The sequence below is a fragment of the Clostridium oceanicum genome (genome assembly GCF_039521385.1).
Classification (GTDB): Bacteria; Bacillota; Clostridia; order Clostridiales; family Clostridiaceae; genus Clostridium_F; species Clostridium_F oceanicum.
Genome location: NZ_BAAACG010000008.1, coordinates 228,380 through 253,321 on the forward strand (window position 1 = coordinate 228,380; position 24,942 = coordinate 253,321).

A 24,942-nucleotide genomic window follows, 5' to 3' on the forward strand; every position below is an offset into this window, starting at 1 on the left:
ACTTATAAATACTTTATAAAATTTTTTTATTTTATATCTTGCTTTTTAAAAGTAATTACTCCTAAAACTGCAGTAATAATAATCGTAGCTAAACATAAAAATATTATATTTAAAGTTGTATCTGTATTTGGATAATTCATTCCTATTTTCATAAGTTTAAATAATAGTGTATGCTGCTGATACTTAAATAAAGATTCTTTTCCTGCAAAAAGCAAACTAAAAATAAAATATCCCATACCTAAACCTATAAGCAAGGATTTGTTTCTTATAATAGCTGCTATACAAATATAAATACTAGCTATAGCAATAAAAATAAGCCATACTAAAAATACAAACTTTAATATTTTTATAATAGATTCTATTGAAAGATTACTTCCTGCTCCTCTAATAGGTATTGAAACTATAACGGTGCCTAATAATAGTATTCCTAATAATATACCAGCAGCTACTGATATAGCTATAAGTTTAGAAAAATATATTTTATATCTTTCATGACCATAGGCTATTATAGATTTTATTGTTCCTTTTAAATATTCATTAATAAAAATTGACCCTACAATAAACATAATCATTATTTCAATAAATGAAATATAACCAAAAGCTGAATTTAAAAATTCTATAGATTGAGGATTCATTCTATCCTTAAAACTATTAACAGTAAATCCATACTCCTGACCTTTATATACAAACTGTAATACATGACTCGGTGTTGTACTAGAAAAGAATCTTCTTATTGTAAGAAAAACTATAAACAGTGTTAATAAAATACATATCTTAAAAGCTTTATTCTTTTTTAGTTTGTAAAGTTCAAACTTAATCAAATTATACATTATGAATTTGCACCTCCTATCAAATTCATAAAGTAATCTTCTAAACTATCACCTTTTGCTGTTATTTCTTCAATTATAATTCCAGACTTTGAAAAAATAGATGAGACTAACTTAGGGTTATCTACAAAATCATAAAGTTTTATTCTTTCATCTTCCATCACTTTAAAATTATTAGTATTAAGCTCTTTTTCTAAAAGAACAGAGGCTTTTTTAACATTATCCACTTTTATATTTAAACTTCTTCTACATTTTTTATCTAATTCTTCTGCTGTAATTTCCTCTATAAGTTTTCCTTTATGGATTATTCCATAGGAAGTTGCAAGAAGATGAAGTTCTTCTAGTATATGGCTAGAAATTAGTATAGTCATTCCTTTTTCTTTATTTAATTTTTTAAAGAAATTTCTTAGTTTTACTATACCTAATGGATCTAATCCATTTATAGGCTCATCTAATATTAAAAACTCAGGATCACCTAAAATAGCCATAGCAATTCCTACCTTTTGTTTCATTCCAAGAGAGAAATTCTTAACTTTTCTATTTCTATCACTGTAAAGTCCTAACATTTCTAAAGTTTCATCTACACACTTTTTACCTGGAATACCCTTTTGTATTCTACATGCCTCTAAATTTTCATAAGCTGTCATATCATCATAAAAAACTGGTCTTTCTATTAAAGAACCTATTCTTTTTCTATTTTTATTTATTTTACTTTCACAAGCATTAGATTTACCAAATAATTCTACTTCACCTTTAGTTTTATGTATAAGCCCTGTAATTAAGCGTATAGTAGTTGTTTTACCTGCTCCATTTTCTCCAATAAACCCGTAAATATCTCCTCTTTTTATATTCATGTTTATATTATCTACGGCATAAACATTTTTATATTTCTTACATAAATCTTTAGTTTTTAAAATATATTTACTCAAATTGTTACTCCCCTTTCTCTATGTTATAAATAAATTATAAAATTTACCTAATAAGCAAACATAAAGAAAATCTTAAGAAAGTATAAAGTTTAGCTGTCAAGCTTGTACCCAATTCCCCAAACTGTTTTTATATAATCTTTATTAACTCCTGCCGCTAATAATTTATTTCTTAAATTGCTTACATGAACATTTATAGTGTTATCATAAGCTAAGAATTCTTCATTCCAAACACTTTCAAATATATTAGATTTAGAAAAAACTTTTTTAGGATTATTGACTAAAAGAAATAAAATATCAAATTCTCTCATAGTTAACTCTACCTTAATTTTATTTACAAATACTTCTCTTGTATCTTCATTAACAGTAATTTCTTTATACTTAGTTACATTATTATTAGTATTATTATTTTGTGACAATTCTTTATATCTTCTTAAATTAGAATCTATTCTAGCTGAAACTTCTTCCATATCAAAAGGTTTAGTTATATAATCGTCTACTCCCATTCTTAAAGTTTTTATCTTAATACCCTTATCTTCCTTAGCTGAAATTATTATTATAGGAATAGATTTTATTTTTCTTATTTCTTCTAAAACTTTTTCACCACTTATTCCTGGAAGCATTAAATCCAATATTACCATATCAAAATCTTCTTTTAAATATATTAAAGCTTCTGTACCTGAGTAAGCAGATTTAGTAATATATCCACTATCTTTTAACATATCACACAATAATTTATTTATGTAGTCATCATCTTCCACAACTAGTATTTTATTTTTGATTTTCATATTTTTATATCTCCTTAGAAAAATAACCTCAGTAGTCAAAGTACTGAGGTTATCTTCTTATTTATGCAAATTACAAATCCTATGGTTTGGTTCTTTCGCTATCCTAATTTAACAAGTTCTATTGCTAAATTGGTCGCTACAGCTACATTATTATAAACTAACTCTATGTTAGATTCAAGGCTTTGCCCCTTAGTAATATCCTTTATTTTGGCTAATAGGAAAGGTGTAGTCTCTTTTCCTTTTATTCCCTTTATATTTGCCTCTTTTACTGCATCTTCTATAACCGTTGTTATAAGATCATGATCCATTTGATATTTTTCTGGAATTGGATTTGCAATTACAATTCCTCCTTTAAGGTCTAAGTCCCATTTTGCTTTAACAGCTTTTGCAAGTTCTTCTTCTGTATCTACTCTATAATCTACTTTAAATCCACTTTTTCTAGTATAAAAAGCTGGAAGTTCTTCTGTTCCAAATCCAACCACCGGTACTCCTTGAGTTTCTAAATATTCCAAAGTCAAGCCTAAATCAAGTATAGATTTAGCCCCTGCACAAACTACTGCTACATTTGTATTAGAAAGTTCTTGAAGATCTGCTGATATATCAAAGGTTTTCTCTGCCCCTCTATGAACTCCACCAATTCCACCAGTACCAAATACTTTTATTCCTGCTAAATTTGCAATAATCATAGTTGATGCAACGGTTGTAGCTCCATCTAATTTTTTAGATACTATAAATGGTATATCACGTCTACTAGTTTTTACTACTTCTGTGCCTTTTTTACCTAAATATTTTATTTCTTCTTTTGTAAGACCTACTTTTAATTTTCCATTTAAAATAGCAATAGTTGCTGGAATGGCCCCTTTATCTCTTATAATTTTTTCAACATTTAATGCAGTTTCAGCATTTTGTGGATAGGGCATTCCATGAGATATTATAGTTGATTCTAGCGCAACTACTGGTCTATTTTCTTCTAAAGCTTTTTTAACCTCATCTTTAATTTCTAAATATTTTTCTAACATAGTTCTAGCTCCTTCATTTTATTATTTATATTTTGGGCACAAAAATTAGGGTTTATAGTATTTTCATGTGACATAGCCAAAATAGACGCTGCTATAGAAAATTTCACAGTATACTCTATATTAAAATTATTTATATAACTATAAGTTAATGCTGCTACAAAGGCATCTCCTGCCCCAGTTGTATTTACTGGCTTAATTTTAGGTGAATTAATCTTCCCTTTATTTTTTCCATCATTATAATAAACCCCTTCGCTTCCTAAAGTTATAAATACTCTCTTAACTCCTTTTTTTAAAAAAAACAAAGCTACTTTTTCTAAATCCTCTTTTGTATTTATCTTTATACCTGAAAGAATCTCCGCCTCTATTTTGTTAGGTTTTATAGTATGAAATTTACCTATTATATCTTTAACTTTTTTTGATTTAGTTGTAGATACTGTATCTAAAAAAAACTTAGTATCTTTAAAATTAGTTACCACATACTCTATAATTTCTTTAGAAATATTAGTATCTAATATACATATGTTTGAGCCTTCTATTAAAGATTTTTTACCTTTCATAAAATCAATAGACATCTTATTAAGTATCTCCATATCAGATATAGCAATTTCCATATCACCATCTTCATTTAAAACAGACAAATAAGTTGATGTTGCCTCTTCTTTTATAATAAGTGAATGCTCCATATCAAGACCTATAAATCTCGCTTCATCTAATATTTTTTTCCCGTACATATCGTCCCCTACAGCACTTATAAGTTTTGTACTTACATTTAACTTAGTTAAATTTTCTCCTATGTTTCTTCCTACTCCTCCTAAAGATACTTTAGTTTTTCCGGGATTAGAATCTTTTAAAATTAACTGTTTTTCAGGAAATCCTTGTAAATCCATATTAGCTCCTCCAATTATAGATACATAATCATCACCTTTTGAAACTATATAGCCTTTACCAAGTATTTTCCCTTTTTTTAAAAGATTAGTTATATGAACAGCTACTGAAGATCTAGTTATGCCTAAAATATTTGCTATCTCCTTTTGAGACATTAAAGGGTTTTTTTCTATTAAATCTAAAATCTCTTTTTCACGACCTGTCATCTTCTTCTCCTTAACATATGTTTATTTATTAAACAATTGCTTATGAGAATGTTATCATATCTTTTTTATTATTTCAAGACTATTTTTTATATTTTTTATTTTCAGACTATTTTATGTATAAAAGTAAATTTAACCCAAGATACATTTAATTTATTTAACTTTTATGATAAACTATTGTTAGTATAAAAAATCATATAAAATTTTACTAAACTGGGATTAGGTAGCTAGGGTTCCGTTTTAATTTTATTATTAAAAGCTGTGACCAAGCGCTACATCTCTTATTTTAAGAGGCACCTGTGGAATAAAATGCCCGAGGGGGAAGGTTTAGCGTATTTAAGTGCGCTAAATTTTATCTTTCGGGCTTTTTTTGTTAAAAAACTAAAAACAAATAGTTTTTATAAATTACTTTAATAAGGGGGATTACTATTATGTTTAAAAAAGATGAAATACTTCCTGCTATAGCTGTTGCTGTCTTTGACCGTAACAAAAATATCTTATTACAAAAAAGATCTGATATGAAAGTTTGGGGAATTCCTTCTGGACATGTTGAATATGGAGAAACTATAACTAATGCTGCTATTAGAGAAATATTTGAAGAAACTGGACTACATATTAAAATAGTCCGATTAATTTCAATATATTCTGATCCTAAATTTCAAATAGTTAAATATCCAAATGGAAGAATAACTCACTTTGTAACTTGTTTTTTTGAAGGAAAAATTACTGGTGGCAAGCTATGTAATGACTCGCCTGAAACTTTAGATGCTAAATTTTTCTCTATAGATGACCTACCTACTAATATACTAAAAATGAACCCTACTTGGATAAAAGATGCTTTATCTAAAAAAGGACCTTATGTTAGATAATATTATTAACTGTATACCATTATAAATTCCATAAAAAAACATCATATATTTTAAATTTAGTAAACTCATATGAAATTTTATAATTTTCAACAAATAAAAGAACCAGCAAAATACTGGTTCTTTTATTATATACTTTATACATCTTTACAAGACTATATTTAAACATTAAATAACTAAATCTATTTTTAAATTTTTATTTTTTATTTCTCATTAACTATATTAGTGTAGTAATATACAGTTAAGAAATAATAGAATATATAAATCACTGCATATACAACAAAAGTTGTAAATATAGGTGTAAATAAATTTTTATTTAACATATCTGATAAAAATGTAAATGCTACTAAACTATGAATTATACCTAATACTAAAGGTGATCCAAATATAAATAACATTTGCTTTCTTATAGATCCCTTTATAAGTTTACTACTTACTCCAATTTTTCTTAATATCTTATACATTCCTTTATCATCTTCTGCTTCTGACAGTTGCTTGAAAAATATTATACTTCCTGTAGATATTAAAAATATTAGACCTATAGCTCCACCTATAAATACTAACATTCCTGTTCCCATCATTCCTCCTATGTATTGAGAAGTGTAAGAGGAATATACATAATAACTATCATCAAATGATTTAATAGGTGGTTGTTTAGGTTTTATCTTTTGTAAATCTTCTTCTAAAGCTTTTGCTTTACGTGGACTTTTTATCATATAGCCTTTTATTCTATAAAAACTATCTTTCGAATAAAGCTTATCATATAAGTTATCTTTTACAACTACTATATCTCCTGTAACGTTTTTACTGATTAAAGTACTGTTTTCAAAATACTTTACTTTTAAATCTTTTTTTAATTTATTATTAGAAATTACTTTAGCAGTCTTACCTTTATAGGTATCTTCAAATTTGTTATTAAAAAACTCAGTAAATATTATTGTTTCATTTTCATTAGATAGTTTAGGTATTTTATCTATATCTTTTCTAGTTTTTTTGTAAATATCTCTAAATTCGCTTTCTTTTAACACAAAAACTTTATATAACTTATTAAAAGGACCTTTTGTTTTCCTTTCATCTTTATGAGTATTAGGCATACTACCTGATATTTTTAGAAAATTTGCTTCTACAGTGTCTTCTTTTTTATGTTCTGGATATCTAGCAATTATATCTTCAACCTTTTTATCTAACTCTTTTGAATTGTCATGATATGCCATAGTAACAGGAAATTCCTTTGATATATTTGCTGTTACATCATAATAAAATACTGCTGCTGTTCCCATACAAGTTAGTGTTGTAGCTGTAAGTAATGCTATTGTAGCAAGAGTTCTTGCATTTGCTTTTATTCTATAAAGAAGCTGAGAAGAACCTATCATATTTATATTTTTATAATGTTTTTTCTTATTTTTCTTAGAAATTTTTATAGCAAATATAGTAAAAGAGGAAAATACTCCAAAGGTTCCTATTACAGCAAGAATAAGTCCACCTACTAGTTTTACCATAAATCCTACTTCAAATTTTAAAACTAATAAATAACAAAGTACAATCATAATAACTGAAATAATTGCAAAAATTGAAGATGCTTTAGGCTGTTTTTCTCCAGTTTTATCTGCTTTAAATAATTGTATAAGTTTATATCTATATATAGTGCTTGCTCCATATGTTGAAGTTAAGAAAAATAGTATTGTAAATACTATAGCTGTTTGTATCATAGCTTTTGGTATTAACTTAAAAGTAACTAATCCATCTACTGCCATAACTTTCATCATTAACATTATAAATCCCTTTGAAAGTAGTGTTCCTAAGACTATTCCCACTATAAGAGCTAGTCCACCTATAACTAAATTTTCATAAAAAAGCATTTTGCCTATTTGTGATTTTTTTAATCCAAGTAATGAATAAAGTCCTATTTCTTTCTTTCTTTTCTTTATAAAAAATGAACTTGAATACCATATAAATAAAGCTGCAAATAAAGCAATCATTATAGATGCGCCTTTAAATACTTTGCTTAATTTATCCATTCCTTCTGCCATTTTTAATACTTGATCATTATATTGTACTGAGGCAAATGTAAAATATAACATTATATTAAAAACTACTGATATAAAATATAAAAAGTAGTTATAAAAATTTCTTTTTACATTTTTATAAGCTAAACTAGCTAAGTTCATTAACTGCACCTCCCAAAGTTGAAAGCACATCTAAGATTTTATCAAAGAATTCCTTTCTGCTTCCCCCTCTTACTAATTCAGTAAATATTTCACCATCTTTTATAAATAATATTCTTTTACAATAACTTGCAGAAAAAGCATCATGAGTTACCATCATTATGCTAGCATTATTATTTTCATTTAAATCTGTTAAACATTGTAAAAGCTCTGTTGCAGATTTAGAATCTAAAGCTCCTGTTGGTTCATCTGCAAGTATTAATGATGGTTTATTTATTATAGCTCTAGCAGAAGCTGCTCTTTGTTTTTGTCCTCCGGAAACTTGATAAGGATATTTATTTAAAATTTCCTTTATTCCTAAAGTAGTTGCTATTTCATTTACTCTTTTTTCTATTTCTGATACTTTAACATTTGAAAGTGCTAGTGGAAGAACTATATTTTCTTTTAAAGTTAATGAATCTAATAAATTAAAATCTTGAAATATAAAGCCTAATTTACTTCTTCTAAAAGCAGATAATCTTTCTTCTTTCATACCAACTATATTTTTTCCATCTACTAAAACTGTTCCAGAACTTGGAGTATCAATAGTAGATATTATATTAAGTAATGTAGTTTTACCAGCTCCAGAAGGACCCATTATACCTATAAACTCTCCTTCTTTTATTTGAAAATTTATGTCATTAAGTGCAGTATACACATTTCCTTTAGCTCCATAAACTTTTTTTAAACTTTTAGCTACTAATACATTTTTCATATAATAAATTTCCTCCTAGTGAAAATAATTTTTCCTTTTTAATAACTCACAATCTTATTTTATAGCAATATACTATATGCTACCATTTATAAAACTTACAAATCAAATATTAATCCTTACACTTTTGTAACTTATAAATTAAATTTTAAAAATTATATTTATATACACTAAAATGCCTACAATTATACTATATATTGTGCCCAATATAAAATTTTATTTTTCCTATTAGTGTTTTACCATTTTAAAAAATTTATAATTCTTATTTACTAACAATAAACTCTAATTATCTATCTTATAAAGATATTTATGAATATCTTTATAAGATAAAATCATACATTAGTTTATAATCATTAAAATCTAATCAATAAACTTTTCAAAAGTAAATTCTATTAATTAGATTAAATCATTTTCAATATTAATTATTTTATAACAATGGTGTATTGTTTATTTTATTTACTAAAAATTCCATTAAAATAAAGGGGGAATGGATGTGAAAAACAAATATTCTAATCTGTTTGATCCAATTAAAATAGGAACACTTGAAATAAAAAACAGATTTGCAATGGCTCCTATGGGGCCTTCAGGATTATGCTCTAAAGATGGAAGCTTCAACGAAAAAGGAATTGAATATTATGTTAAAAGAGCAGAAGGTGGAACTGGGTTAATCATAACTGGTGTAACTTATGTAGAAAACAATATAGAAAAATGCACTATGCCTTCAATGCCTTGCCCTACTATTAACCCTACAAATTTTATAAAAATGGGAAAAATTCTTACTGAAAGAGTTCATGCCTATAATTCAAAAATTTTCTTACAATTAACTGCTGGATTTGGAAGGGTTAGTATTCCTTCTATGGTTGGAGATTTAAAGCCTATAGCACCATCACCAATTCCACATAAATGGATACCTAATCTAACTTGTAGAGAACTTACCATAGAAGAAATAGAAACTTATATAAAAAAATTTGGTGAATCTGCTTCTATAGCAAAAGATTGTGGATTTGATGGGGTAGAAGTCCACGCTGTTCACGAAGGATATCTACTAGATCAATTTACTATATCTTTCTTTAATAAAAGAAGGGATAAATATGGAGGAAGCCTTAGAAATAGACTACGTTTCCCTATAGAAATTTTGAAAAATATAAAAAAAGAATGCGGAAATGATTTTCCTGTATCTCTTCGTTATAGCGTTAAAAGTTATATTAAAGATTATAATAAGGGCGCACTTCCTGGAGAAGAATTTGAAGAAAAAGGTCGTGATCTTCCTGAAGGTTTAAAAGCTGCTAAAATATTAGAAGAAGCAGGCTATGATGCCTTTAATTCCGATGCTGGAACCTATGATTCATGGTATTGGAATCATCCACCTATGTACTTTAAAAAAGGAATGTATCTTTCATTAAATGAAAAATTAAAAAAAATATTAAAAGTACCTGTAATAACTGCTGGAAGAATGGATGATCCTGACCTTGCAAGTGATTCTATAAAAAAAGGGAAAACGGACATGATAGGTCTTGGAAGACCACTTTTAGCTGACCCTTATCTTCCAAGAAAAATCAAAGAAAATAAATTAGAGAATATTCGTCCATGCCTTTCCTGCCAAGATGGGTGTATGGGTAGAATCGCTTTAGGTGGTCCTATATCCTGTGCTGTAAATCCATCAACTGGTAGAGAAAAAGACTATGATTTAAAACCTTGCAAAAAAATAAAAGATATTTTAATAATAGGCGGTGGAATAGCTGGGTGTGAAGCTGCAAGGGTATGTTCTATAAGAGGACATAAAGTGTCTATCTATGAAAAAGAAGATAAATTAGGTGGAAATCTTATTCCAGGTTCAGTTCCTGATTTTAAAGAAAATGATAGATATCTTATTAAATGGTATGAAAATCAACTAAAGAATCAAAATGTTGATATTTATCTAAACAATAAAATCACTGCAGAAAAAGTAAATAAACTTAATCCTGATGTAATTATTGTAGCTACAGGATCAACTCCTAAAAAATTAGATATAAAAGGAACTATAAATAAAATATATACAGCTCAAGAAGTACTTTTAAAAAATAAAAAACCTGGCAAATCATGTATCGTTGTAGGTGGTGGCTTAGTAGGATGTGAAACTGCTCTATGGCTTTTAAAGCAAGGTAAAAAAGTTACTATTATAGAAGCTCTTGATGATATTTTATCCTCTGGACCAGCCCTTTGCCATGCTAATAGTCAAATGTTAAAAGATCTTTTAAATTTTTATGGCGCAAAAATATATACAAATACTTTTATAGAAAAAGCTACAACTAATGGGATTACTATAAAATCTAAAAATCCACTAAAAGAAAAGGAACTAAAAACAGATTCTATAATTTTATCTATTGGATATAACTCTAATAATTCAATATATGAAAAGATTAAATACTCTGATAAAGAGACATATCTTTTAGGCGATGCAAGAAAGGTGAAAAATATTATGAATGCTATATGGGATGCTTACGAAATAGGTAGAAACATTTAAAAATAAAGGTATTCTTAAAATAGTTTTAAGAATACCTTTACACATTATATATTTTTTATATATTAGCAGCTTTATTTAAACCTCCATAAATCAACTTATAATATTCATATTGAAGTTTCATATCAAGTTTTTTAGGTGCTCCTATACTTTCAGTTTCAGTAATTAATGTATTAGAATTTTTCAAAACATAATCTATTACATGTTTCAAAGTAATACTATCTATCGGATATAATTTTTTAGGATTCTTTAAGAAATTGTTAAAATGATCTGGATTATATTTTAATATAACTGGCATTATATCTATTAGACTAAATTTGTTGTTATTATCTTTTATTAAAGGAATAAAGCTAAATAAATTTTTATATTTATAATCTTTTAAATTTATGAAATCAGATTTGCTGTTTAAGAGTTTTGAACTTAAAATAAGATTTAGAGATTTATTATAGTTAAGCATTTTATTTGAAAAATCTTTATATATTTTGTTTTCTTTAAAATTAGGGTAATCTTTTACGAAATGATCTAGAAATATACTTCTTTCTGATTTATTATCTAATGAATATTTTTTATCTACAATGAATATGTTATCTACTAAAAATTTATAGTTTCCACTATAGCAATCTTTATGATATTTTCCAAATAGAATTGTTGATTCTTCACAAATAGGTTCTGTTAATGATATTTTATTATTAGAATTTCCATATATCCATGGATTAGAAAACACATATGGATCTTGATTTTCCTTTAACCCATCTACAGGTATAACTACTTCACCTTTAGATTTAATCCATAAATCATCTTCCTGTTTTTTTAGATAGATACAATTTTCCCTTACAAATACTCGATTTGGATGGCTAAAAATATAGTTTCTTCTTTCCATAAAGAATCCCTCCTACCAATTTAATTAATAATACATTATTTTTTTACACAGTAATATGCTTATAAAATTATTTGATTAATAGAATTAAATTTATAAAAACATCTAAAATGGATTCATAATTATGTGAATATTTTTAATTTTGTTTACTACATTATAACACTTTTATGTTTATTTACCAAATTAAAATCCAACAAATTTATAAAAAATTTGATGGATTTTAATTTAAATTTTATATTATATTTTTATTTAAGTTTAACTTCCATGACAATATCACCTACAGCAATACTTTTCTTATCTAATTTCTTATCAATTTTTTTAACTTTTTCATCCATATTAACTAAAACTACAGGTGTTATAAGATTATAACCTTCTGACTTTATTAAGTCTAAATCAAAACTTATTAGTTTATCTCCAGCTTTAACTTTTTTATTTTCCTTTACATATGATTTAAAACCTTTTCCTTTAAGATTTACAGTTTCAAGTCCTATGTGAAGTATTATCTCAAGACCTTTCTCTGATCTTATAGAAATTGCATGTTTTGTCTCAAATATTTGTACTACTTCTCCATCTACTGGAGAACAAACTTCTCCTAAGCTGGGAATAATGGCAATACCATCCCCCATAAGTTTTTCAGAAAATACTGGATCTGGTACTTCTGTTAAGTCTACCACCTCTCCAGTTACTGGTGATATTATACTTTCTTTCTTCGATCCACCTAATTTACTAACAACACTTTTAAACATAACTAACATCTCCTAATTATATTTAGTCCATTCCAATTTCTTCTCTTACTTTATTCTTATATACATCTGCTTTATTTCCATAAATAACCTGTACTCCATCTTGAACCCTTACTACTCCATTAGCTCCAAGTTTCTTCCATTTATTATCATCGGCAACTTTAGATTTATCTTTAACTTTCACCCTAAGTCTTGTAAAGCAAGCATCTACACTAAGAATATTTTCTTTTGACCCTAAAGCCTCTATTATATTTTTAATTATATCATCAGAAGCTTTAGAAATTGTTGAATTTTTTTCATCTTCTTCTAATGAATCTTCTATTCCACGTCCTGGTGTTTTAAGATTTAATTTTAGTATTAATCCTTTAAATATAAAATAATAAGCTAAGAAATAAATAACCCCTATTATAGGTATATATATCCAATTAGATCCTTTAGAAGATTGTAACATTCCATTAAATATAGTACTTAAAAATGGTCCTCCAAATGCAGAGCTTCCTGGTACATTAATATTAAATAGATAAGTTAAAAAATATGCAAGTCCTGACATTCCAGCATGAACTAAATATAAAATTGGTGCTATAAACATAAATGAGAATTCAATAGGCTCAGTAACTCCTGTAAAGAAAGCAGGAATTGCTGCTGCTATAAATAAAGCTTTCACTTTTTTCTTATTTTCTGGTCTTGCTACATGATACATTGCAAAAGCTGCTCCCGGCAAACCAAATGATGCAAATAAAATTTTTCCATTCATTAAAAATCTAGTAACGTTTATATCAAACATAGCTGTTGGTGATGACAGTTGAGCTTGAAATATATTTATAGCTCCCTCTACTACTTTTCCTCCTATTTCTGCAGAACCTCCAAGACTTGTAAAAAAGAAAGGTAAATACACAAAATGGTGAAGTCCAAAAGGTAAAAGTAAACGTTCTACCGAACCATAAATAAATGTTCCTATAGCTCCTGTGCTTTTAATAAGTAAACTTAAACTACTTAATCCAGTTTGAACAAAAGGCCATAAAAATGATAATATTATTCCTACTACTATAGAACCTAATATAGATATTACAGGTACAAATTTAGTTCCACTAAATATTGAAAGCGCCGGTGGCAACATTATATCATAGTATTTATTATGAAGATATGCTACTACAAATCCAATTATTATTCCTCCAAAAATCCCTACATCCAATGAAGGTATTCCTAAAATTAAAGATTGTCCTGTAGTTAATTTTTCAGGATTTAATTTACCTAATGATATAAGAATTGTACTCATTGTTTTATGCATTACTATAAAGGATATAAATGCTGCTAAAGCTGCTATACCTTTTTCACGCTTAACGTAACCAATAGCAATAGATATTGCAAATATTACTGGTAAATTTGAAAACACTATACCCCCAACCACTTTGAAAAGCTTAAATATTAGTTGTACAAAAGGATTTTCCAAAGCTGGACAAACATTTAAAATAGATGCGCTAGTAAAAGCTGCTCCAATACCTAATAATATACCTGCTATAGGTAGTATCATAACTGGAGTCATTAATACTTTACCTAGCTTTTGAAAAAATGCAAAATACTTTTTATTACCTGACATTATTATTCCTCCTTCTTTTGTATAATTTAAACAATATAGAAAGTAGTATTAAATCCTTAATTTTTATTTAGATAACGTTTACTAAAAGATTAATATATTAAAAAAGCTATTTACATAAACAAAATATATACCTTAAAAATTTATAATGGCTTTAAAATTATATGCTTCTTTGTTATTTTATTTTTAATTTTTAAAATTTTTTCAAATTTATATCATCTTAAATCTTGTAACAATAATATTTTTAATATATTTTATATAAAATAAGCGCTTATTTTTTATTTATAAAATGACCTTAAGTTTATAACCTAATATTTATTTAAATTCTGGCCAATAATCTTTATTTACTTCTATTAAAGCATCTAATACTTTACGAGCTTCTTTTGCTGAAACTACTGTTCTATTTAATGTTAATGCTTGTAATGCTTTTTGATATGACTTTTCATAATAAGCATCTACTGTTAATTTTTCATAGGCTAGTTGTCCTTCCATTAAACCTTTATAAAATGTAGGTATTTTTCCTACAGATAATGGTCTTGGACCATTTGATGTCATAACTGCTGCTACTTCAACCATAGCATCATCTTGTATATTAGAAATTGTACCATTGTTTTCAACTATTACAATATACATCTTTTGTTTGTTATAAGCTATTGATTCTGCAACTTCTATCATAAATTCACTATGTGCATCGTTATGAACAAAAGATGACCCTTCAGCTGTACCTTTTTCAATTATTTTTTCACATTCTTCAAATATACGTGTTTCTCTTCCATCCATTACTTCATTAGCTCTAGTATACTTAGGATCTAAATGTTGAACTTTTTCTTTTGGATATAAATAATATTGTAAGTAGGTATTTGGTAAGTAATCTGGAAAATCCTCAACCATATTCTTTACAACTCCATAAGTATAAAGCCATGATTTATCACGTTGCTCAGCATCTGCTGGCTGAAATCCTTTTTCTACAACTAATTTTTTTATTTTTGGAAGTAAATCAGTTCCTTCTTTATCATATAAATGTGTAAACCACCCAAAATGATTTAATCCAAAGTAAACTGGTTCAAATTCTTTAGAATCCATTTCTAAAAGCCTTCCATAAGATCTTAAAAGGTTTACTGGTTGATCACATATATTTAATACTCTTTTATCCTCTGGGAATTCTCTTCTTAAAGCTTCTGCAACTATTGCAGCTGGATTGGTATAATTTAAAATCCATGCTTTTTTTGAATATTTGCGTATATCATTTATTGTCTTAATCATATCTTTTATAGAACGTAGTCCATAAGCAAATCCACCTGGTCCACAAGTTTCTTGTCCTAAAAGTCCCATACTTAATGGTACCTTTTCATCTTTTTCTCTCATTTTTAATCCACCGGTTCTCATTTGCATAAATACAAAATCTACATCCTTATATGCTTCTTCACTTTTAGTTGTATAATGAAATTCCAACTCTTCATATTGTTCTTTAAATAATATTTTTGCAGCTTCTCCTATAGGCCTTTGTCTTTTTTCATCAATATCAAATAATACCAATTTTTTCATTGGAAATCTATCTTTTAATTTACATAAACTTTGTAATAATCCAGGAGTCCAAGTACTTCCCCCTCCAACTAATGTAACATTAAATCTTTTCATATATATCTCTCCTTTTGTAAATAATATAATCATTTAATTAAATGTTTCTTTTATAGTGCTATTATATAATCTCTAAAACACAATATAAATACTTTTACATCTAATATCAATTTTGTTTATAGATAAAAAAAATTTCATTTTAGTAAATTTTTTTCATAATGCAATATATAAAATTTAAAAATTCATGATAATGTTATATAATATACCTATATACAGTATTTTAAAAGGAAAAATCATTTAATTTAAAATTTATATTTAAAAAGATTTGAAATATAATTTAAGTATTACTTTCTTACCTATATAAAATAAAGATTTTATAATAATCAACTAATATTTAAACACTATAATTTTATTAACATAAGGAGGCATATATGGACTTTTTTACAATAGTAAATGAAAAAAAAGCAAATTTAAATAAAAGTGAAAGCGAACTTCTTGACTTTTTTATAAAAAATGCTTCTAATATAAAAAACATGAAAATACAAGATGTAGCCTCTAAAACTTTCATTTCTCCTGCAAGCATAATAAGATTTTGCAAGAAACTTGGATTTAGTGGTTACTCTGAACTTAAAACTAACCTATCAATGTCTATTACAGATAATGATAACTTAAGTATTTCTCAAGGCCATAACCAAATAAATATATTAAAAGATATTGAAAAAACTAAAGATATGATAAATGATTCTATGATAGATCAAATTTTGAATCTTTTAGATAATGCAAATAAAATTGATTTTTTTGGAGCAGGTTCTTCTGAAATGATATGCAAAGAGATTTCAAAAAAATTCAGAACTTTAGGTAGAGCTGCTTATAGTTATGATGACTCTAGTATAATGTTTTTATCTGCTAGTTCCCTTAAAAAAAATGATGTGGTTTTTGCAATTTCTTTATCTGGCGAAACAAATTCTGTGCTAAAAGCATCTAATATAGCCAAAACAAGGGGTGCAACAGTTATTTCTGTAACTAATATGAGTATAAATTCCCTTTGCAAAATTGCTGATAAATCTTTATTTGTAAATTCTACATCTTTCAAAATTCAAAATTTAAATTTTGAATCAAGACTTCAATGTCTTTTCCTTATGGAATACATATTTTTTAAATACTTAAACAAATTAAATATATCTTCATAAAAGAGAAAATATATATGTAAAACACATAGAAAAACTGCTAAGCTATTAAATAGCTTAGCAGTTTCCTGTTGTTTTAAGCATTTAAGAGATAAAACAATTTGGGGTATCGTTATAATCTCAATATATTTTAATCTCTTTTAAGAGAATAAAACCCTATCACTTAAACTATCTTCCACATGAATTTCTTCAAAACATTTAAATAGTTTTTCTTTTGTTAAAGATTTTTTTTCTTCAGCTTTAACATCTAAAACTATATTTCCTTTGTGCATCATTATAAGTCTATTTCCTAAAGTAATTGCCTGATTTAAATCATGTGTTACCATAAGTGTTGTTATATTATCTTCTAAAACTACTTCTTTAGTTATTTCAATTATTCTTTTAGAAGTTTTTGGATCAAGGGCAGCTGTATGCTCATCTAATAATAAAACTTTAGGTTTTTTCATAACTGCCATTATTAAAGATAGCGCCTGCCTTTGTCCTCCAGACAAAGATTCAACTTTAACATTTAATTTATCTTCAAGACCTAAATTTACTTTCTTTAAAAGCTTTGTAAACATAGAAATATTCTTTTTATTTATACCTCTTGAAAGGCCAAATTTTTTCCCTTTATTGTATGCCATAGACATATTTTCAAGTATAGTCATACTAGGGGCTGTTCCTAAAGATGGATTTTGAAAAACTCTAGCTATATATTTTGAATTTTTATATTCTTTATTATAAGTTATATCGACTCCATCTAAAACTATTGCTCCTTCATCTGGATTTAAATTTCCTGATATCATATTTAAAAGAGTAGATTTCCCTGCTCCGTTACTTCCTATTATAGTTATAAAATCTCCATTACTTACATGAAAACTTAGATTGTTATATAAACTATTTTCATTTACTGTTCCTTTATTAAACACTTTGGACAGATTCTGTATTTGAAGCATTTAAAGTCCCTCCTTTAGCTGATTTTTTCTTTCTTAAATTAAAAGGATTTTTACTTAATGTTAGAGCTATAACAACAATAACTGCTGTAATTAATTTTAAATCTGTAGGAGCAAGGCCTACTTCTAAAGCTAAAGCTACTGCTGCTTTATATATTAAAGATCCTAAAATTACTGTAAATGTAGATTTTAAGAAAGTCATTTTTCCAAATAAAGATTCTCCAATTATTACAGATGCAAGACCCATAACTACTATACCAGTTCCCATACCTACATCTGAAAAGCCTTGATATTGCGCCATTACAGCTCCTCCTAATGCTACTAATGCATTAGATATCATAAGCCCTATTATTTTTACTAAATCTTTGTTTATTCCAAGACATGTAACTAGCTGTTCGTTATCTCCTACTGCCTTTAAAGAAAATCCTGCCTTAGTGTTTAAAAATAAATCTAATAAAATTTTACAAACTATAAGCAGTATAGTAATCACTATTATAGGATTTTCTATAGTAGAAAATATATGCTCTTGGTTAAATAAAGGTATATTTGATTTTCCCATTATTCTAAGGTTAACTGAATATAATGCTACCATAACTAATATTCCAGAAAGCAAGTTACTTATTTTAAACTTAACATGAAGTATTCCAGTAACCATTCCTGCTAAAGCTCCTACTAAAAGTGCTACTAAACAAGCTATATAAGCATTCATTCCTTTTGTAAGACAAGCTGCTACCACAGCTGCTCCTAAGGGAAAAGTTCCATCTACCGAAAGATCTGGAAAATCCAATATTTTATAGGTTATATAAACTCCTAAGCACACAATTGCAAATATAAATCCTTGTTCTAAAATACTAATTAATAAATCCATTGTTATTCACCACCGTCTTTTACTTTACTTTTTTAGCTTTATTTTCTAAATCTTTTGGAATTTTTATTCCAAGCTTTTCAACTGCCTTTTCATTTATAACTAATTCAGTTTCTTTCATAAATTCGATTTTTGTTTCCTTAGGATCTTTACCATTTATAACATCAATAGCCATTTCTGCTGTTTTTGCTCCTAATTTATAGTAATCTATACCTGATGTTGCTAAGGCTCCAGCTTTTACGTGAGCTTCTTCAGATCCTATTATAGCAATCTTCTTTTTGTTACATTCGTTACTTATAAAAGGCATAGCAGATGCTACTGTATTGTCTGTTGGGATAAACATAACATCTACTTTTCCTAATATAGAAGCTAAAGATTGATGAATGTCATTAACATTAGTTATTCCTTGCTTTACAATTTCAAATCCAAATTTTTCAGCTGCCTTTTCTGCATCTTTAACTTGAATCTCAGAGTTTTTCTCACTAGTGTTATATAATATTCCTATTTTCTTTTTACCTGGCAATATCTTTTTAATTAAATCAAAATTCTCATCTACTGATATTTTATCTGAAGTACCAAAAACATTAGTACCTGATTTTTCTAAAGACTTTACAAGTTTTGCTTCTTTAGGATCTGTAACTGCTGTTATTGCTATTGGGGTTTTTTTAGTTGAATTGTAAGCTGCTTGAGCTGAAGGCGTTGCTATAGCAAAAATCATATCTTTTTTATGTGATGTGAAATTCTTAGCTATAGTTTGAATAGTTGCCATATCACCTTGTGCATTTTGAACATCCAATTTAATTTTTTCTCCATCTTTAAAACCATTTTTAGCTAATGTTTCTACAAAACCTTTTCTGGCTAAATCAAGTGCTGGATGCTCTACGATTTGCATAATTCCTATATTTAATACCTTCTTATCTTTTAAGGCTTTTGAACCTGACTTTGAACAGCCACCTAGAATTGTAATAAATAACGCTACTACTAATAAAATTGATAATTTCTTTTTAACTACCATACTACCATCCTCCAAATATTAAATTATTATAAAATAAAAAATCTCTTCCTAGGAAGAGTTATATGCTAAATAAACAATGCAAAATATTTCACTTGCATCTTTCTTTATTTATTCCAATATATCCTACTTAACCTACTATACTCCAATTTTAAATCATAATACTTAAAAGCTTCTTTTTAAATGAGCTTTTAAAAGTCTACAATTTTATAATATTATACCAAACTACTACAAATAAATTCACAGATATTTTATAAGCAAAACATACTCCTACTACAAACAAATAACTTACTATTCTACAATTTTGCTAAATATAAAATACTTCTAAGTAAATTAAAAACTTAAACTAAAAACAAATAATTATCTTCCTACAAAATTTCTACTGCACTACATAAACTTAATAATTATTTGTACAAAATTATGTTAATAATATCTTAACGTTATTTATAAATTCTGTCAAGATATTATTAATAAATTCATTTTTCCTAAAAATTTATAAATTTGGAATTGAACGATGTGCAAGACCTATTACTACTTCATTTAAATGTAAAAGTCCTATGCTCATAAATATGCATACACTTATATGTTCATCACATCTAGCTATTCCAATTTTCCCTCCAACATTTAACCCATTAGCTTTTTCTGCTACTTGAAGCACCGCTTCTCTAGTTGCACCAGCTACTGCTCCATCATGGACATGGCACTCTTTTGTAAGACCAGATCTTTTAGATGCAACTAACGCTCTTTCAATTATTTTAGACATACTATTATTTATATTTCCACCTACATCTACTGCAGTTGTAAGTATTCCTTTTTCTTTAAATTTACTTATCAATATTTTTTCTTCTTCTCTGGTTGATATGGCCATTTTTATACAAGCTTTAGCTACTTTTTCACTTTCTACTCTCATAAAAACTAATCTCCTTTATAACCTGTATATAAAAACAACTCCTATTTAAAATATTTATCATAAATATATACAAAAATATTTTTTTATTTACCATAGATGTAATTAAATCCTAGAGTTAGTATCATCTTATTTCCTCTATTAATATTTATAAAAAAACATACTACTTGTCAAAATTTATTTTTTCTTTATGTGGTAACAAAACGTCAACTTCTGATGGTCTTCCTTTAGCTATTATACTTCCCTCTTTAATAGAATAAATAACTGTTGCATTTTTTCTTATAACATCATATTCATCTTTTTCTGAAAGGATTATCATATTAGCTAAATTGCCTTCTTTTATTCCATATTTATCATCAATATTTAATGTTTTAGCTCCATTTATTGTTATAAAATCTAAAGATTTTTTTATATCTTCATAGCCCATGATTTGACATGCATGAAGTCCCATTTTTAAAACTTCTAGCATATTACCTGTGCCAAGTGGATACCAATGATCAAATATATCATCATGACCAAAACATACGTTTATATCTTCTTCCATAAGCTCTTTAACTCTAGTTATACCTCTTCTTTTAGGATAAGTATCAAATCTTCCTTGAAGATGTATGTTTACTAAAGGATTAGATACAAAATTTATCTTTGATAACTTTAATATTCTAAATAGTTTTCTAGCATATGCATTGTTATAAGAGTGCATAGCTGTAGTATGACTGGCAGCTACCCTCTTACCTATTTGATTTTCATAGGCTTTTGTAGCTAAAACTTCTAAAAATCTTGATTGATCATCATCTATCTCATCGCAATGAACATCTATAAGCTTATCATATTTCATTGCTAAATCTATTATTTTTTCTATAGATTCTACTCCATATTCCCTAGTAAATTCATAATGAGGTATTGCACCTACTGCATCTGCTCCAAGCTTCAATGATTCTTCTAAAAGTTCTAATGATTTAGGATAAGAAAGGACTCCTTCCTGTGGAAAAGCTACTATCTGCATATTTATAAAAGGACTCATTTCTTTTTTTACTTCTAAAAGTGCCTTTAATGCAGTTAATTTTTCATCTGTAACATCTATATGAGTACGAACATACTGTATTCCATTTGCAATTTGCCACTTTAATGTTTTTTTTGCTCTTTCCTTAACATCAACAGTATTCAAATATTTTTTTCTTTCACTCCAGCAGTCTATTCCTTCAAACAAAGTTCCACTTAAGTTCCACCTAGGTTCTCCTGCAGTTAATGCTGTATCTAAATGTATATGAGGTTCAATAAAAGGTTCTAGAGCTAGTCCTCCTTTACCATCAATTTCTTCTTTATCATCTGTTGGTATTATAGGTGCTATTTTTTCTATTTTTTTATTTTTTATTAATATCTGAAATAAACCATTTCTTCCTCTTAATCTAACATTCTTTATTAACATATTACACACACCTTTCCCCAAGATTTAGAAATCGAATATATTTTAAATAATTAAATTAAATCTTTAAATTTTTTCCATAAACCTTCATTATATTTTTTTAGATTCATAAGCTTAAAAGTATCTGCATATACAAATGCTTGCTTTGTTTTCCCTCTAGCTAACAATTGATTATTTTCTTTATTTATTATTTTATATTCAAATATAACTTTTACAGGAGAAAACTCTTTTATATAAGTTTCTATAATAATTCTATCTTCATATTTTGCAGGCTTTAAATACTTACAATAAGTTTCTGATAAAGGCATCATTATATTTTGATTTTCTATATCACTGTAACTTAACCCTGTAGCTTTTATAAACTCACTTCTTCCTATTTCAAACCATGGATAATATTTAGAATGGTGAACTATTCCCATCTTATCTGTTTCTACATATCTAACGGTTATTTCTGTTTTGTTGATATACATAATCATAACTCCTTCTAAATTAGAAATTTATACAAATATATATTCAAATAAATAACTAGTCAGTATACTAATATATTTTATTTATTATTTGTTTTCATATTCCTAATACATTTATAATAAAAATTATATCATAAAATAATACCAAATATTAAGAATTTATGTCAAATGAAAGCTAGGATATTAGTTTTATATCATATAAAACAGCTAACATATCAAGAGTTATCCATTATAAGTTACAACTTTTTTACACATATAAAAAACATACAATACATTATTTTATTATAATATTTATATACTTAAATTTAGTGTGATTATATTGAAAGGATATTATATATGAAACCAAAAAAACACCAAGGAAAAAAAGATTTTAAGTATTCAAAAAAATATTTAGATTATAAAAGGCAAAAGAAAAACAAATACTTAAAGAAAAAAAGAGTCATTAAAAAATTAAAACTAAGATTATTTTTACTAATTATAATTGTACTTTTTTCTGGTTTCATGGGTAAAAAACTATTAAATATGTATAAGGATTTTACTACTCCTATACCTAATGAATCAGTTACTACCACAAAAAATTTTAGTAAATATTCTAAATTTACAGTTACAATAGATCCAGGTCATGGTGGCTATGATGTAGGTACAAGCACTATTGATGGTATGATGCATGAAAAAGAAATAACTTTAAAAATCGGACTTGAGGTAAAAAGACTATTAGAAGAAAAAGGGGTAAATGTAATAATGACTAGAACAAGCGATAATGTTTCTTGGCCTTCTAATAATAAAAAAGATCTTAGAGCTAGAGTAAAGATTTCAAATGATTCTAACTCAGATGCATTTGTATCAATTCATTGTAATGCTAACGAAAACACCGCTCACAATGGAATGGAAGGGTGGATTAGATTTCCAAATACTCAAAGTGAAAAATTAGCTAAAAATATAATTAATAAACTTTCAAGTTACAACTATACTAAAAATAGAGGAATAAAAAACGAATCAATTAAATCCTTAGCTGTATTAACCCTTAACAATTCTACTGCCACATTAATTGAATTAGGATTTTTAAGTAATTCCTCTGATGCAAAATTTTTAACTTCAAAAGAAGGACAAGCTAAATCTGCTAAAGGAATCTCTGAAGGCGTTTTAGAATATTTATCAAACAAAGATTAAATCCTCAATTTTTTAATATGTATAAAAAAAAAGATTTTTATAATTTTAAAAAATTATAAAAATCTTTTGTTATTTAAATTTATACTATTAAAATAAATCTTTAAGTTTATCTCCAAATAGATCTCCTAGTTTCATATCATCTTCTTTAGAATCATCAAATTTAGAAACATCTACTTTAGGTTTTTGCATAGCTTCTTTTATACTTAAAGATATTCTTTTTTCTTTTCCATTTACATCTAATATTTTAACTTTAACTTTATCTTTTTTATTTAGTTTATCAGATGGCTTAGCTATGTTTTCATCACATATTTGTGATATATGAACTAATCCTTCAATACCCTTTTGAAGCTCTACAAAGGCACCAAAATCCATTAATTTTACTACAACACCTTCTACTACATCTCCTGTTTTATATTTGCCTTCTATATTATTCCAAGGATCTTCTTTTACATCTTTTAAAGCAAGAGATATTCTACCAGATTCTTTATCAAAATCTAATACAAATACTTCAACTTCATCGCCTATAGATACTACTTCTGATGGATGTTTAACTCTTCCCCAAGATAATTGTGAATTATGAACTAATCCATCTACTCCACCAATATCTACAAAAGCTCCAAATTTTTCAAGTCTTCTAACTACACCTTTTACTTTTTTTCCTTCTTCAAGACTTTCCCATAGGTTCTCTTTTCTTATTTCTTCTTCCTTTTGCTCAATCACTTTTCTTGAAAGAACAACTTTTCCTTTACTTTTATTAAACTCTATCATTTGAACTTCTAAAGTTTTTCCTTTAAATTCATTAAGATCTTTTACATAGTTAATTGATAAGTGAGAAGCTGGTATAAAGGCTCTTATTCCATTTATAAATGTTATAACTCCACCTTTTACTACATCTTTTACAGTAACTTTTATTTTTTCTTTAGTCTTAAATATTTTTCCAAGTTCTCTCCATGAAGCTATTTCTTTCGCTTTCTTTTGAGATAATAAAACGCTGCCCTCTCCATCGTTTACTTTAAGTACATAAACTTCTATTTCATCTTCAGCCTTTACTAAATCTTCAAGATTTTCTTCCTCTTTAACTTCAAATTCAGCTTTAGGAATTATCCCATCTGTTATGTATCCTATATTTACTACAATTTCATTTTCTGAAACTGATATAACTCTACCTTTAATTACATCCCCTTTATGTATTTTTTTCATTGAAGAATCAATTTGATTCATCATATCATTCATTGAAATTTCTTCTGACATAATAAC

At 26.7% G+C, this 24,942-nt stretch carries 22 protein-coding genes; 4 read left to right on the top strand and 18 right to left on the bottom strand.

Annotated features, from left to right (window positions below):
- Positions 1 to 26 precede the first annotated feature (26 nt).
- The 5 genes from ABDZ71_RS07250 to ABDZ71_RS07270 all read right to left on the bottom strand — a co-directional run bounded on the left by ABDZ71_RS07250 (position 27) and on the right by ABDZ71_RS07270 (position 4,651).
- Entirely contained in the window at positions 27 to 830 is an 804-nt protein-coding gene (locus ABDZ71_RS07250; protein WP_343760345.1) for an ABC transporter permease, read from the bottom strand.
- The gene (locus tag ABDZ71_RS07255; protein ID WP_343760347.1) at positions 830 to 1,756 is read right to left on the bottom strand and encodes an ABC transporter ATP-binding protein; all 927 of its coding nucleotides are present in this window, start codon (positions 1,754 to 1,756) and stop codon (positions 830 to 832) included. The genes ABDZ71_RS07250 and ABDZ71_RS07255 overlap by 1 nt, the downstream gene beginning before the upstream one ends.
- A gap of 89 nt (positions 1,757 to 1,845) precedes the next feature.
- The gene (locus ABDZ71_RS07260) at positions 1,846 to 2,541 is read right to left on the bottom strand and encodes a response regulator transcription factor (protein WP_343760348.1); all 696 of its coding nucleotides are present in this window, start codon (positions 2,539 to 2,541) and stop codon (positions 1,846 to 1,848) included.
- 98 nt (positions 2,542 to 2,639) lie between these two features.
- On the bottom strand, positions 2,640 to 3,560 hold the full coding sequence (locus ABDZ71_RS07265) for a pseudouridine-5'-phosphate glycosidase (RefSeq protein ID WP_343760349.1): 921 nt from the start codon (positions 3,558 to 3,560) through the stop codon (positions 2,640 to 2,642).
- Positions 3,554 to 4,651, bottom strand: coding sequence for a PfkB family carbohydrate kinase (locus ABDZ71_RS07270; protein ID WP_343760350.1), 1,098 nt, complete (start codon positions 4,649 to 4,651; stop codon positions 3,554 to 3,556). The genes ABDZ71_RS07265 and ABDZ71_RS07270 overlap by 7 nt, the downstream gene beginning before the upstream one ends.
- 428 nt (positions 4,652 to 5,079) lie before the next feature.
- On the opposite strand from ABDZ71_RS07270, the gene ABDZ71_RS07275 reads away from it, so the two are divergent.
- The gene (locus tag ABDZ71_RS07275; protein WP_343760352.1) at positions 5,080 to 5,517 is read left to right on the top strand and encodes an NUDIX domain-containing protein; all 438 of its coding nucleotides are present in this window, start codon (positions 5,080 to 5,082) and stop codon (positions 5,515 to 5,517) included.
- 200 nt (positions 5,518 to 5,717) lie between these two features.
- Here the strand turns inward: ABDZ71_RS07275 and ABDZ71_RS07280 are convergent, their stop codons facing one another.
- Both ABDZ71_RS07280 and ABDZ71_RS07285 read right to left on the bottom strand, forming a co-directional pair.
- Complete coding sequence (locus tag ABDZ71_RS07280) at positions 5,718 to 7,682, bottom strand: FtsX-like permease family protein (RefSeq protein WP_343760353.1); 1,965 nt, start codon at positions 7,680 to 7,682, stop codon at positions 5,718 to 5,720.
- The gene (locus ABDZ71_RS07285; protein ID WP_343760354.1) at positions 7,669 to 8,433 is read right to left on the bottom strand and encodes an ABC transporter ATP-binding protein; all 765 of its coding nucleotides are present in this window, start codon (positions 8,431 to 8,433) and stop codon (positions 7,669 to 7,671) included. The genes ABDZ71_RS07280 and ABDZ71_RS07285 overlap by 14 nt, the downstream gene beginning before the upstream one ends.
- A gap of 490 nt (positions 8,434 to 8,923) precedes the next feature.
- Here ABDZ71_RS07285 and ABDZ71_RS07290 point away from each other — a divergent pair, with 490 nt between their 5' ends.
- Positions 8,924 to 10,933 carry an oxidoreductase gene (locus ABDZ71_RS07290; protein ID WP_343760356.1) on the top strand — a complete coding sequence of 670 codons (2,010 nt, stop codon included), beginning with the start codon at positions 8,924 to 8,926 and terminating at the stop codon, positions 10,931 to 10,933.
- Positions 10,934 to 10,988: 55 nt separating this feature from the next.
- Here ABDZ71_RS07290 and ABDZ71_RS07295 read toward each other — a convergent pair whose 3' ends face one another.
- The 4 genes from ABDZ71_RS07295 to ABDZ71_RS07310 form a co-directional block, all read right to left on the bottom strand.
- Positions 10,989 to 11,810 (bottom strand): hypothetical protein, encoded by an 822-nt coding sequence (locus tag ABDZ71_RS07295; RefSeq protein ID WP_343760357.1) that lies wholly within the window; start codon positions 11,808 to 11,810, stop codon positions 10,989 to 10,991.
- 242 nt (positions 11,811 to 12,052) lie between these two features.
- On the bottom strand, positions 12,053 to 12,553 hold the full coding sequence (locus tag ABDZ71_RS07300) for a PTS sugar transporter subunit IIA (protein ID WP_343760358.1): 501 nt from the start codon (positions 12,551 to 12,553) through the stop codon (positions 12,053 to 12,055).
- Between the two features lie 22 nt (positions 12,554 to 12,575).
- Complete coding sequence (locus ABDZ71_RS07305; protein ID WP_343760360.1) at positions 12,576 to 14,147, bottom strand: PTS transporter subunit EIIC; 1,572 nt, start codon at positions 14,145 to 14,147, stop codon at positions 12,576 to 12,578.
- Between the two features lie 312 nt (positions 14,148 to 14,459).
- Positions 14,460 to 15,782 carry a 6-phospho-alpha-glucosidase gene (locus ABDZ71_RS07310; protein WP_343760361.1) on the bottom strand — a complete coding sequence of 441 codons (1,323 nt, stop codon included), beginning with the start codon at positions 15,780 to 15,782 and terminating at the stop codon, positions 14,460 to 14,462.
- Between the two features lie 371 nt (positions 15,783 to 16,153).
- Here ABDZ71_RS07310 and ABDZ71_RS07315 point away from each other — a divergent pair, with 371 nt between their 5' ends.
- Positions 16,154 to 16,912: a MurR/RpiR family transcriptional regulator gene (locus tag ABDZ71_RS07315; RefSeq protein ID WP_343760363.1), complete on the top strand. Its 759-nt coding sequence runs from the start codon at positions 16,154 to 16,156 to the stop codon at positions 16,910 to 16,912.
- A 137-nt stretch (positions 16,913 to 17,049) separates the two neighbouring features.
- Here ABDZ71_RS07315 and ABDZ71_RS07320 read toward each other — a convergent pair whose 3' ends face one another.
- The 6 genes from ABDZ71_RS07320 to ABDZ71_RS07345 all read right to left on the bottom strand — a co-directional run bounded on the left by ABDZ71_RS07320 (position 17,050) and on the right by ABDZ71_RS07345 (position 22,518).
- Positions 17,050 to 17,844, bottom strand: coding sequence for an ABC transporter ATP-binding protein (locus ABDZ71_RS07320; protein WP_343760364.1), 795 nt, complete (start codon positions 17,842 to 17,844; stop codon positions 17,050 to 17,052).
- On the bottom strand, positions 17,810 to 18,709 hold the full coding sequence (locus ABDZ71_RS07325; RefSeq protein ID WP_343760366.1) for an ABC transporter permease: 900 nt from the start codon (positions 18,707 to 18,709) through the stop codon (positions 17,810 to 17,812). Before ABDZ71_RS07325 ends, ABDZ71_RS07320 begins: the two co-directional genes overlap by 35 nt.
- Before the next feature lie 19 nt (positions 18,710 to 18,728).
- Positions 18,729 to 19,721, bottom strand: a complete 993-nt coding sequence (locus ABDZ71_RS07330) for an ABC transporter substrate-binding protein (RefSeq protein ID WP_343760367.1) — start codon at positions 19,719 to 19,721, stop codon at positions 18,729 to 18,731.
- Positions 19,722 to 20,211: 490 nt separating this feature from the next.
- Complete coding sequence (locus ABDZ71_RS07335) at positions 20,212 to 20,628, bottom strand: HutP family protein (RefSeq protein WP_343760369.1); 417 nt, start codon at positions 20,626 to 20,628, stop codon at positions 20,212 to 20,214.
- Positions 20,629 to 20,788: 160 nt separating this feature from the next.
- Positions 20,789 to 22,051 carry a cytosine deaminase gene (codA, locus tag ABDZ71_RS07340; protein WP_343760371.1) on the bottom strand — a complete coding sequence of 421 codons (1,263 nt, stop codon included), beginning with the start codon at positions 22,049 to 22,051 and terminating at the stop codon, positions 20,789 to 20,791.
- Between the two features lie 50 nt (positions 22,052 to 22,101).
- Entirely contained in the window at positions 22,102 to 22,518 is a 417-nt protein-coding gene (locus ABDZ71_RS07345) for an acyl-CoA thioesterase (RefSeq protein WP_343760373.1), read from the bottom strand.
- Between the two features lie 333 nt (positions 22,519 to 22,851).
- Here ABDZ71_RS07345 and ABDZ71_RS07350 point away from each other — a divergent pair, with 333 nt between their 5' ends.
- Positions 22,852 to 23,685 (top strand): N-acetylmuramoyl-L-alanine amidase family protein, encoded by an 834-nt coding sequence (locus ABDZ71_RS07350; protein WP_343760374.1) that lies wholly within the window; start codon positions 22,852 to 22,854, stop codon positions 23,683 to 23,685.
- Between the two features lie 87 nt (positions 23,686 to 23,772).
- Here ABDZ71_RS07350 and rpsA read toward each other — a convergent pair whose 3' ends face one another.
- The gene (rpsA, locus tag ABDZ71_RS07355; RefSeq protein WP_343760376.1) at positions 23,773 to 24,936 is read right to left on the bottom strand and encodes a 30S ribosomal protein S1; all 1,164 of its coding nucleotides are present in this window, start codon (positions 24,934 to 24,936) and stop codon (positions 23,773 to 23,775) included.
- Between the last annotated feature and the right edge of the window lie 6 nt (positions 24,937 to 24,942).

Bases quoted from the DNA above. Each gene is read 5' to 3' on its own strand.
- ABDZ71_RS07250 (WP_343760345.1), bottom strand. From the start codon at position 830: ATGTATAATTTGATTAAGTTTGAACTTTACAAACTAAAAAAGAATAAA.
- ABDZ71_RS07260 (WP_343760348.1), bottom strand. From the start codon at position 2,541: ATGAAAATCAAAAATAAAATACTAGTTGTGGAAGATGATGACTACATA.
- ABDZ71_RS07265 (WP_343760349.1), bottom strand. From the start codon at position 3,560: ATGTTAGAAAAATATTTAGAAATTAAAGATGAGGTTAAAAAAGCTTTA.
- ABDZ71_RS07270 (WP_343760350.1), bottom strand. From the start codon at position 4,651: ATGACAGGTCGTGAAAAAGAGATTTTAGATTTAATAGAAAAAAACCCT.
- ABDZ71_RS07275 (WP_343760352.1), top strand. From the start codon at position 5,080: ATGTTTAAAAAAGATGAAATACTTCCTGCTATAGCTGTTGCTGTCTTT.
- ABDZ71_RS07280 (WP_343760353.1), bottom strand. From the start codon at position 7,682: ATGAACTTAGCTAGTTTAGCTTATAAAAATGTAAAAAGAAATTTTTAT.
- ABDZ71_RS07285 (WP_343760354.1), bottom strand. From the start codon at position 8,433: ATGAAAAATGTATTAGTAGCTAAAAGTTTAAAAAAAGTTTATGGAGCT.
- ABDZ71_RS07295 (WP_343760357.1), bottom strand. From the start codon at position 11,810: ATGGAAAGAAGAAACTATATTTTTAGCCATCCAAATCGAGTATTTGTA.
- ABDZ71_RS07300 (WP_343760358.1), bottom strand. From the start codon at position 12,553: ATGTTTAAAAGTGTTGTTAGTAAATTAGGTGGATCGAAGAAAGAAAGT.
- ABDZ71_RS07305 (WP_343760360.1), bottom strand. From the start codon at position 14,147: ATGTCAGGTAATAAAAAGTATTTTGCATTTTTTCAAAAGCTAGGTAAA.
- ABDZ71_RS07310 (WP_343760361.1), bottom strand. From the start codon at position 15,782: ATGAAAAGATTTAATGTTACATTAGTTGGAGGGGGAAGTACTTGGACT.
- ABDZ71_RS07315 (WP_343760363.1), top strand. From the start codon at position 16,154: ATGGACTTTTTTACAATAGTAAATGAAAAAAAAGCAAATTTAAATAAA.
- ABDZ71_RS07320 (WP_343760364.1), bottom strand. From the start codon at position 17,844: ATGCTTCAAATACAGAATCTGTCCAAAGTGTTTAATAAAGGAACAGTA.
- ABDZ71_RS07325 (WP_343760366.1), bottom strand. From the start codon at position 18,709: ATGGATTTATTAATTAGTATTTTAGAACAAGGATTTATATTTGCAATT.
- ABDZ71_RS07330 (WP_343760367.1), bottom strand. From the start codon at position 19,721: ATGGTAGTTAAAAAGAAATTATCAATTTTATTAGTAGTAGCGTTATTT.
- ABDZ71_RS07335 (WP_343760369.1), bottom strand. From the start codon at position 20,628: ATGAGAGTAGAAAGTGAAAAAGTAGCTAAAGCTTGTATAAAAATGGCC.
- codA (WP_343760371.1), bottom strand. From the start codon at position 22,051: ATGTTAATAAAGAATGTTAGATTAAGAGGAAGAAATGGTTTATTTCAG.
- ABDZ71_RS07345 (WP_343760373.1), bottom strand. From the start codon at position 22,518: ATGTATATCAACAAAACAGAAATAACCGTTAGATATGTAGAAACAGAT.
- ABDZ71_RS07350 (WP_343760374.1), top strand. From the start codon at position 22,852: ATGAAACCAAAAAAACACCAAGGAAAAAAAGATTTTAAGTATTCAAAA.
- rpsA (WP_343760376.1), bottom strand. From the start codon at position 24,936: ATGTCAGAAGAAATTTCAATGAATGATATGATGAATCAAATTGATTCT.